The organism is Pauljensenia sp. 27098_8_83, from assembly GCF_041432695.1.
Lineage (GTDB): Bacteria > Actinomycetota > Actinomycetes > Actinomycetales > Actinomycetaceae > Pauljensenia.
Genome location: NZ_JAPWAD010000027.1, coordinates 30,316 through 40,267 on the forward strand (window position 1 = coordinate 30,316; position 9,952 = coordinate 40,267).

Annotated in this window: 7 protein-coding genes; 6 read left to right on the plus strand and 1 reads right to left on the minus strand. The window is 68.2% G+C overall.

Annotated features, from left to right (window positions below; all coding sequences use genetic code 11):
* From O3656_RS09230 to pknB, 6 genes are read left to right on the plus strand one after another with little or no spacing between them, the layout of a single operon-like run.
* Complete coding sequence (locus tag O3656_RS09230) at positions 1-501, plus strand: FHA domain-containing protein FhaB/FipA (protein ID WP_500063719.1); 501 nt, start codon at positions 1-3, stop codon at positions 499-501.
* Position 502: 1 nt separating this feature from the next.
* On the plus strand, positions 503-1,816 hold the full coding sequence (locus tag O3656_RS09235) for a PP2C family protein-serine/threonine phosphatase (RefSeq protein ID WP_500063720.1): 1,314 nt from the start codon (positions 503-505) through the stop codon (positions 1,814-1,816).
* Positions 1,816-3,195 carry an FtsW/RodA/SpoVE family cell cycle protein gene (locus O3656_RS09240; RefSeq protein ID WP_500063721.1) on the plus strand — a complete coding sequence of 460 codons (1,380 nt, stop codon included), beginning with the start codon at positions 1,816-1,818 and terminating at the stop codon, positions 3,193-3,195. The genes O3656_RS09235 and O3656_RS09240 overlap by 1 nt, the downstream gene beginning before the upstream one ends.
* A gap of 3 nt (positions 3,196-3,198) precedes the next feature.
* Positions 3,199-4,650, plus strand: coding sequence for a peptidoglycan D,D-transpeptidase FtsI family protein (locus O3656_RS09245; RefSeq protein WP_500063722.1), 1,452 nt, complete (start codon positions 3,199-3,201; stop codon positions 4,648-4,650).
* 11 nt (positions 4,651-4,661) lie between these two features.
* Entirely contained in the window at positions 4,662-6,818 is a 2,157-nt protein-coding gene (locus tag O3656_RS09250; protein ID WP_500063726.1) for a serine/threonine-protein kinase, read from the plus strand.
* Positions 6,791-8,818, plus strand: a complete 2,028-nt coding sequence (gene pknB / locus O3656_RS09255; RefSeq protein ID WP_500063723.1) for a Stk1 family PASTA domain-containing Ser/Thr kinase — start codon at positions 6,791-6,793, stop codon at positions 8,816-8,818. The genes O3656_RS09250 and pknB overlap by 28 nt, the downstream gene beginning before the upstream one ends.
* A gap of 403 nt (positions 8,819-9,221) precedes the next feature.
* On the opposite strand, the gene O3656_RS09260 is transcribed toward pknB, so the two are convergent.
* Entirely contained in the window at positions 9,222-9,938 is a 717-nt protein-coding gene (locus tag O3656_RS09260) for a transposase (RefSeq protein WP_500063727.1), read from the minus strand.
* Positions 9,939-9,952: the final 14 nt, after the last annotated feature.

The window sequence follows — 9,952 nt, forward strand, 5'->3', positions numbered from 1 at the left end:
GTGACCACCGACCTCGCATTCACCGTCTTCCGCATCGGGTTCCTGGTGCTGCTGTGGCTCCTCGTGCTCGCGGCTGTCAACACGCTGCGGCGCGACATCTTCGGCACCGTCGTCACCCCGCGCGGCAAGGGACGCGACAAGGCGACGTCACGCCGCAAAGCCTCCCGCGACAAGCGCAAGGACAAGAAGCGCACGTCCTCCAACCCGCTGGCCCCCAAGGATCTCCTGGTGACCGGCGGCCCGCTCGTGGGCACCATGCTGCCCCTCGGAGAGGCCCCCATCGTCATCGGGCGTTCACCCGCCTGCACGCTCGTGCTCGAAGACGAGTACGCGTCCAGCCGCCACGCGGCTCTCACCCCCCAGTCCGACGGCTGGTGGATCGAAGACCTCTCCAGCCGAAACGGCACCTTCATCGACGACGAACGCCTGAGCACCCCACGCCAGCTCAAGATCGGTGACATCATCCGCATCGGCCAGACGACTCTCGAATTGGTGGGTTGATATGTCAGGAAACGCGGTTCAATTCCACTACGCCGCCCGCTCCGACGTGGGCCTCGTCCGTTCCAACAACCAGGATTCGGGCTACGCCGGCGCGAACCTCCTCGTCCTCGCCGACGGCATGGGCGGCCCCGCGGGCGGCGACATCGCCTCCTCGGTGGCCCTCGCGCACCTCGTCCCCCTCGACACGGACTCGCACCCGGCCGACTCGATGCTTCCCCTCCTGCGCGAGGCCCTCCTCGACGCGCACGAGGAACTCACCGATCGTTCGAGCCGCGACCGCGACCTCGAAGGCCTGGGCACCACCTGCATCGCGCTCATGCGCAGCGGCAACCGCCTGGCGATGGTCCACATCGGCGACTCGCGCGCCTACGTGCTGCGCGGCGACACGCTCACGCAGGTCACGACCGACCACTCCTTCGTGCAGTACCTGGTCGACACCGGCCAGATCACGCCCGAGGAAGCCGAGCACCACCCCAACCGCAACGTCGTCCTGAAGATCCTCGGCGACGCGCAGGCCGACGTGGCCCCCGACGAGACCATCCGCGAGGCCGTCGTCGGCGACCGCTGGATGCTGTGCTCCGACGGCCTCTCCGGCCTCGTCTCCCCCGAGACGATCGGCCAGGTCATGGCCGACATCAAGGATCCGGGCGAGTGCGCCGAAGAGCTGATCCGCCTGGCGCTCCTGGGCGGCGGCCCCGACAACATCACGTGCGTCATCGCGGACATCGTTCCCGCCGGCACGTACCCGCCCGCTCCCCCGCAGATCGTGGGTGCCGCGGCCATCGACCGCAACGCCAAGTCGCGCGGAGGCGAAGGCGCGGCAGCCCGCGCGGCGGCCCTGGGTTCCTCCTCCTCGGACGCCGTTTCCGACGAGGACGAGGCCCCCATCGAACTCAAGCCTCGGTCCTCCTGGTGGACCCCCGTGTTCATCTCGCTGGTGACGGTCCTCGTCGTCGCGGCCTCGTGGATGTCGTGGAAGTGGACGCAGACCCAGTACTACGCGATCGGCCAGGACGGCTACGTCGTCATCTACCAGGGCATCCCCCAGTCGATTGGCCCGTGGCAGCTCTCGCACGCGGTCGAGGTCTCGAGTGTGTCCCTCGCCGACCTGTCCCCCGTCGATCGCCAGCGCCTCGACACGCCGGTGCTGCGTTCCTCGCGCGCCGACATCGACTCCTACATCGAGGGCCTCAAGCGCTCCGCGGCCGAAAACGCCGCCTCGTCGTCCTCCTCATCTTCGTCGTCGACGCCTCAGTCGGGTACGTCCCAGTCCGGCGCCTCCCAGTCCGGGGCGCAGAGCGGGGGCGCCTCCTAATGGCTACCGTATCGATCGCGCCCGCCCGGCCTCGCCGATTCCTGGAGCTGACCCTCATGGGGTTGGCCCTGGCCGTCGGCATCGCCGGCTACGTGCTGACGTCGCTGAACTACACGGGGGAGATCCCCGCGAACCTGCTCACGCAGGTCGGTGTCCTGGTGGCCATCGCCATCATCGCCGAGGTCGGCGTGCACTTCCTGGCACCCTACGCGGACCCCGTGATCCTGCCGATCGCGGTGGCGCTGACGGGCCTCGGGCTGGCGATGATCTACCGCCTCGACCTCTCGTACGCCCGCAGGGACGAGGCCGTGGTTGGCTTCCGCCAGGCCCTCTTCGTGGGCATCGCGATCGTTATCGCGGCGGTCATTTTGATCACGCTGCGTGACCACCGCATGCTGCGCCGCTACACCTACACGTTCGGCGTGCTCTCCCTGTTCCTGCTGCTCCTGCCGATGATCCCGGGCCTGGGTCAGGAGACCTTCGGCGCGCGCGTGTGGATCCACCTGGGTCCCATCTCCATCCAGCCCGGTGAGCTCGTGAAGATCACGCTGGCGATCTTCTTCGCCGGATACCTCGTGACCAACCGCGACAACCTGGCGATCGGCGGCCGTAAGTTCCTCGGCATGCGCCTGCCTCGCGCCCGCGACCTCGGGCCGATCATGGTCGTCTGGCTGATCGGCATCGCGATCCTCGTCCTGCAGCGCGACCTCGGCACCTCGCTGCTCTTCTTCGGCCTCTTCGTCGCGATGCTGTACGTCGCCACGAACCGCGTGTCGTGGCTGGTCATCGGTTTTGCACTGTTCGTGCCGGCCGTCCTCGTGGCGGTGAAGTCCTTCGCCCACGTGCAGACGCGCTTCAACATCTGGCTCAACGCCCTCGACCCCGACATCTACAACCAGGGTTCCTATCAGCTCGTCCAGGGCCTATTTGGACAGGCTTCCGGCGGCCTCATGGGCACCGGTTGGGGCCGCGGCTACCCGCAGCTCGTGCCGCTGGCGAACTCCGACTTCATCCTCTCCTCCTTCGCGGAGGAACTGGGCCTGACCGGCATGGCGGCGATCCTCGTCCTGTACCTGATACTCATTCAGCGCGGCCTGCGCGCGGCACTCACGGTGCGCGACGGCTTCGGCAAGCTCCTGGCCACCGGCCTGAGCTTCTCGCTGGCCATCCAGCTGTTCGTGGTGCTCGGCGGCATCACGCGCATCATCCCGCTGACCGGCCTGACGGCCCCGTTCTTGGCGGCCGGCGGCTCCTCGATGGTGTCCTCGTGGATCACCGTCGCCCTGCTGATCCGCGTATCCGATGCTGCTCGCCGCCCGGCCTCGACCCCCGCGCCGTGGAATTCCGGCATCCAGCCTGCCGTGGGAGTGGGTGAGTAAACCGTGAACAACCAGATCCGCAAGATCTTCATCATCGTCCTCATCATGTTCGCCCTGCTGGGCGTGGGCGTGACGAACACGCAGTTCATCTCCGCGTCCTCGCTCAACGCCGACGCGCGCAACCAGCGCACGATCCTGCACGCCGCGGAAACCGACCGCGGCCCGATCATCGTCGACAAGACGGCCATCGTCTCGTCCGAGCGCGAACAGGACTCCAAGCGTTACGCGCGCTCCTACGCCGAGGGCCCGCTGTACGCGCCGGTCACGGGCTATTTCTCGTCCGTGGGCAACGCGTCGACGGGTATCGAGGCCGCCGAGGAGGACGTCCTGGACGGCCAGTCGCAGACGCTGCTCGGCCAGCGCCTGCGTAACCTCCTGACCGGCCAGAACCGCCAGGGCGGCGGCGTGGAGCTCACCCTGAACTCGCAGATGCAGAAGGCCGCCGCCGAGGCCCTCGGAAACCGCAAGGGCGCTGTCGTGGCTCTCGACGCGAAGACCGGCGCGGTCCTCGCGATGTACTCGGCGCCGACTTTCGATCCGAACCAGCTTGCCTCCTCCGACGCGAACGCTGTGTCGGACGCGTTCTCGGCGCTCTCCTCGGACCCGAATAATCCGCTGCTCAACCGCGCGATCTCGCAGCGCTACGCGCCCGGTTCCACCTTCAAGGTCCTCACGACGATCGCCCTCATCGAAAACGGTGTCGCCGAGCCGGACACGCGCATGTCGTCGCCGGTGTCCACGACCCTGCCCGGCACCGCGACCGAGGTGTCCAACATCGAGTCCTCGACCTGCGGTGACGGCAACCCGACGCTGACCGAGGCCTTCGCCCGCTCGTGCAACACGACCTTCGTGCTGGCCTCCGAGCAGCTGACGACCCAGCAGCTCGTCGATGTGACGAACCGATTCGGTTTCGGGCGCGACTCCCAGATCCCGCTGGCGGTGACCCCCTCGGTCTTCCCGGCCGACGCCGATAACGCGCAGCTCGCGATGAGCGCGATCGGTCAGTACACGGTCCAGACGACGCCCCTGCAGATGGCCCAGATCGCTCAGACGGTCGCCAACCAGGGCCAGATGATGACTCCGTACCTCATCGACTCCATCGTGGACGCGGACAATCAGGTCGTTCGTACAACCAGCCCGACGGACGGCGGACGCCCCATCTCCGCAGAGACCGCCTCGAAGCTGCGCACCATGATGGAAGCCGTCGTTTCCCAGCCCTACGGCACCGGAAACACGATGGCTCTGCCGAACGTGGCCGTGGCCGCCAAGACCGGCACCGCTGAGACCGGCGAAGGCGACCGTGCGAACGCGTGGGCCATCGGCTTCGCACCCGCCGACAACCCGCAGATCGCTTTCGCGGTCCTCGTCGAGGGCGACGACACGAACCCCACCCCGCACGGTGGCGACGTGGCCGGCCCGATCGCTCGCGCTGTCCTGGAAGCGGGGCTCAAGTGAGCGCGCCACGCATGACATCCGGCGCCGGGCGAGTGCTCGGTGGGCGCTACACGCTGCTCACCCCGATCGCGCAGGGTGGCATGGGCGAGGTGTGGAAGGCCCGCGACCGGGTCAGCGGACACATCGTCGCAGCCAAGGTCCTGCGCCCCGAGCTGGCGGGCGAGGAGCTCTCCCTGTCGCGTCTGCGCCTCGAGGCCCGCAACTCGATGTCGATTTCCCACCCGAATATCGCGAACACGCAGGATTCGGGCCAGGAGGACGGCATCGGCTGGATCATCATGGAGCTCGTCGACGGCTATCCGCTGACGGATTACCTGCGTGGCGGCTCGCGCATCGAGCCCGAGTACCTCATGCCGATCCTCGTGCAGGTCGCGATGGCCCTGGGTGCCGCCGCGCGCGCCGGCGTCGTACACCGCGACATCAAGCCCGCGAATATTCTTGTCCGTCCTGATGGCATGGTGAAGCTGACGGACTTCGGCATCTCGCGCGCCACCGGCCAGGTGAACCTGACGGCCGCGGGTATGGTCATGGGCACCGCCCAGTACCTGCCGCCCGAGCAGGCCATGGGCGAGATCGCCACCCCCATCGGCGACCTGTATGCCCTCGGCGTCATCGCTTACGAGGCCGCGGCCGGCCGCCGCCCCTTCACAGGCGAAACGCAGGTGGACATCGCGTTCTCGCACGTCAACGACCCGGTGCCCCCGCTCCCCGACTTCGTCCCCGAGCCGCTCGCCGACGTCATCCTGCACCTGCTGGAAAAGGACCCCGCGAAGCGCCCCGAGTCCGGCTCTGCCGCCGTGCGCGAGATCGCCGCCGCAGCCAAGGCCATGGGGATCTCCGTGACTCCCCGGCCTCTCCCCCTGCCCAAGGCCGCACAGCGTCCGGCCGAGGTCCGCACGCCCGTCCAGCCCTCCGTACCGATCGTCGCGCCCGTACGCCACCTGACGCGCCGCACGCTCCCCGAGGACATGCTCCAGCCTCCCTCGGGCCTGACCCCCAAGGTGCGCACCACGACCGGCCGCCACGCCGCCGTCCCCGTCCTGGACGAGGCGACCACGATCGCGCCCTCCTCCTCGGCGATCCCCATCACGGGCCGCCACGCGTCGGTTCCGCGGATCCTCGACGAGGCCGAGGTCCTTCCGACCGCACGCCCCGTTTCCACACCCACACGGGCGCGTCGCCTGCACCCTGAGACCACTGGCGAGCACGCGCCCGCAGTGTCCGGTGCCGTCCGATCGCTGACCTCGACCGGGCGTCACGCGGCAGTCCCGGCCCCTCCGAGCGCCCCTCAGGCGCCGGCCTCCGCGCCGATTCCGACCCGCTCCACCGCCGCGGCATCCGCATCTGCGCCGGCGCCCGCATCTGCACCTGCGCCCGCAACCAAGCCGACGTCGGCCTCGTCGCCGCGGCACGCGGTACCCACGCGTCCGGAGCAGGCCCCTCAGCCCCGCGAGAGCGCGCAGCGTCCCGAGGCACCCATCCCCGCGCCGCCCGTCACGCCCGCCGATCAGGCCTCGGATGACCGCAGAGCAGCGCTCGCGCAGCGCCTACGTGAACGCGCGGCCACCCGTCAGGCCGAAGACGCCGCCGAGGCACAGCGCCGCGAACGCGTCGCACGCGAAGAGGAACAGCGCCAGCGCGAACTGCGCGAAGCCCGCGAACGCCGCGAAGCCGAACAGGCACAGCGCAAGGCCGCCCAGCGCAGCGCGCCCTCCATCCCCCAGCCGACCCGCTCCGAGCAGCAACGAAGCGACAAGGCGGCCACGGCCTCGTCGCCGCGCGCCACGAGCGGCGGGACTCCGCGCGTGTACGGCACCGTCCCCCAGCCTCGGGCCCCCAAGCCGTCATCTCGTCCACGCCGATCCGTGTTCGAGCCCCGACCCGACAAGGCGACACGCGGACCGCGCTGGCACGACCTCGACGCCCGATCGGCAGACAGGACGCGGCCGCCGACCAAAACGGCCTACTCGCGCAGCGTGGTCGCACCGCCCGTCCCAGTATCCAGGCAGATTATTCGCGCGGTCATCGTCGCAATCATCGTGATTGGGCTCATCGCGCTCACAGCTATTACGATCAAACACATGCTTGGCTCCCTGATTCATCCAAGTGCGGGAGCACACATTATCGAGGAGGTTAGGACATGGCAGAGCCCATGGCCCACCGTCTAGCTGGCCGATACGAGGTCCGCTCGCTCATCGGGCGAGGCGGCATGGCCGAGGTCCACCTGGGCTTCGACACTCGTCTCTCGCGCGTCGTCGCCATCAAAATGCTGCGACGCGACCTGGCGCAGGATTCGATCTTCCAGGCGCGCTTCCGTCGCGAAGCGCAGTCAGCGGCGTCGCTGAATCACCCGAACATCGTCGCCGTCTACGACACCGGCGAGGAGATCATCGAAGACGCGTCCGGCCGCTCGATCGCGATTCCCTACATCGTCATGGAGTACGTGGAAGGGCACACGGTCAAGGAACTCATCTCCGACGGTACGGCCGTGCCGATCAACGAGGCCATCGAGATCGTGTCCGGCGTCCTGTCCGCCCTCGAGTACTCGCACGCGAACCACCTGGTGCACCGCGACATCAAGCCCGGCAACATCATGCTGACGTCGGACGGCAAGGTCAAGGTCATGGACTTCGGCATCGCGCGCGCCCTGACCGACTCGCAGGCCACCATGACGCAGACGAACGCCGTCGTGGGCACCGCCCAGTACCTCTCCCCCGAGCAGGCGCGCGGCGAAACCGTCGACGCCCGCTCCGACCTGTACTCGACCGGCGTCGTTCTCTTCGAGCTGCTGACCGGCCGCCCGCCCTTCAAGGGCGACTCCGCCGTCGCCGTCGCCTACCAGCACGTCGAGCAGATCCCTCCCACGCCCTCGTCGATCCTGTCCGACATCCCGGACTCCCTCGACCGCGTGGTGCTCAAGGCCCTGGCGAAGAACCGCGAGGACCGCTACCCGAGCGCGGCCGCGATGCTCGCGGACCTGCAGCGCGTCGCCCGAGGCCTCGACGTGGGCGCACCGCCCGCGGACTCGTGGGCCACCGAGGTACTGCCCGCCGCCGGCGTCGCTAGCGCCCAGACCGCTGCGACCATGCCGATGGCGGCCGTCGCCAACCGCACCCCCGCCCCGGCCATGGCCGCGACCTCCACGTCGCTGCCCCCGGTGGCCACCGCGGACGCGGATGACGACGTCGCAAAGTCCCGCAAGCGCCGCACGGCGATCATCGCGACCCTCGTGATCATCGCCCTGCTGCTCATCGGCGGCTCGGTGTGGGCCCTCACGCGTGGCGCCGCACAAGCGGAGACGATCGCGGTCCCCAACGTTGTCGGCCTGACGCAGGCCGAGGCGAAGACCCAGATCGAGCAGGCAGGCTTCACGTGGGAGCTCAACCCTGACAAGGTCGCCTCCGACACCGTTGCCGAGGGTTCGGTCGCCTCCACCGATCCCGCAGCCGGCACGCAGGCCGAGAAGGGCGCGACCGTTCGCGTCACCATCTCCTCCGGCCCCGATTCCGTGACCCTGCCGGACAACCTGGTCGGCATGAGCCCTGACGATGCGCGCAAGGCCATCGAGGCGCTGGGCCTGAAGTGGGAGCTCGACAACAGCAAGGTCGCCTCCGACACCGTCCCCGAGGGCAAGGTCGCGCAGACCAACCCCTCCCCCGGTTCGAAGGTGAAGGCGGGCCAGACGATCCGCGCCTACCTGTCCTCCGGCTCTGACCAGGTCGACGTTCCGGACCTGTCCGGCATGAGCCAGGACCAGGCGCGCAGCGCCCTGAAGGCCGTCGGCCTGGAGCTCGGTAACGTGACGAGCGTGGACTCCGAGAAGGACAAGGATCGCATCGTCGATCAGGATCCGGCCACCGGCACGAAGGTTAAGAAGGGCACCACCGTTGGCGTGTCCGTGTCGAACGGCAAGGCTGCCCAGGTGGAGATCCCCTCCGTCGTCGGCATCGGCCGTGATGACGCCGAGGCGCAGCTCAAGGCTCTCGGCCTGAACGTCACCGTCGAAGAAGTCTCGGGCAACCAGCCTGCCGGCCAGGTCCTGTCCGTTGAACCCGGCGTGGGCTCGAAGGTCGACAAGAACTCGACCGTGAAGCTGAAGGTGTCGAAGGGCAGCCAGAACGGCAACAACAACGGGAACAATAACGGCAACAACGGGAACGGCCACTGAGGTTCCCGCGGGTCGCTACCGCGTGACGGTGTCGAGCCGGGCGGTCACTGATCGGGTGAGTAACTGATCGGGTTAGCGGCTGACCCGGCTGGCGACTGCCCACCGATTGATGAGGCCCGCGCCGCAGGATTTCTCCTGGCGAGCGCGGGCCTCACTGTATGCGCGGGGGCGCGCCGGCGTGCGCCGGCGTGCGCGGGCGGCCTCGACAACGCACTGCTAGCAGGGACCGGTGCGCCCGCCTCTTCACGGTGGAAGCGTGCCTTCCACAACGCACGCCTGCCAGATAACCAGCTCTGTAGGCAGGTGCTGTGCTGCGACGTGGGCTCAAACGCGGATCCGTCAGAAAACAGGCGCCTCACGCGGATAGGTTGTGAGGGTTATAGGACATTTCGTGTTGCTGGGGTTAGTCCCAGGTGTTGTGGTAGGGGGTGGTGTGGTGGAGTTCGTTGAAGCAGATTGCGTCGCCCCAGCCGGGGATGGTGCCGGTGGCTTGGTGGGTTTGACAGGCCTGGTACCAGGCATTTTCGAGGGCTGCGTCGGTGGGCATGGTCGCCAGAATCCTCGCTGCTGGTTGCGGGTGAGGAGAGTGGATGTAGCACCACCAAAACACGGCTTTCATGCGTCGGGTCAGGCGCATGCCGCGGTGGTCGCGCAGCATCTGGCGTAGGCGCGCGTTCGTGCTTTCGATCTGGTTGGTCATCGCGGGCATCGGGTGGGTCCAGGTGGGGTCCAGGTAGGTGAACAAGAGCCCCTGGGAGATGAGCTTGTTGAGGCTGTTACGAGCCCGCACGAGACGTTCGTGGGTGTATTCCCATCCTCCCTCAGGCCTGCGTGTTTTCTCCTCCAAGAAGCCCTTCCAACGCGTGCACCACCCCTGGTAGGCGCCTATCCATTCCTGAGCACCTTCGATGTCTGTCACGTGGGTAAGTTGGCGTCCCAGAGCGTATAAGCTACGCGAGGCCTCCAGTTTGGGGCGCGTTGTGGTGGCTTGGCGGATACGGCAATACGCGTGGAAGGTGCAGCGTTGAACGCGCGTGGTCGGCCAGACCTTCGTGCACGCCCTCGCAAACCCGCTGCCCCCGTCGGTGATGACCAGGGCTGGGGGCGCGATCCGACTCATGAGCGCGCCCCAGG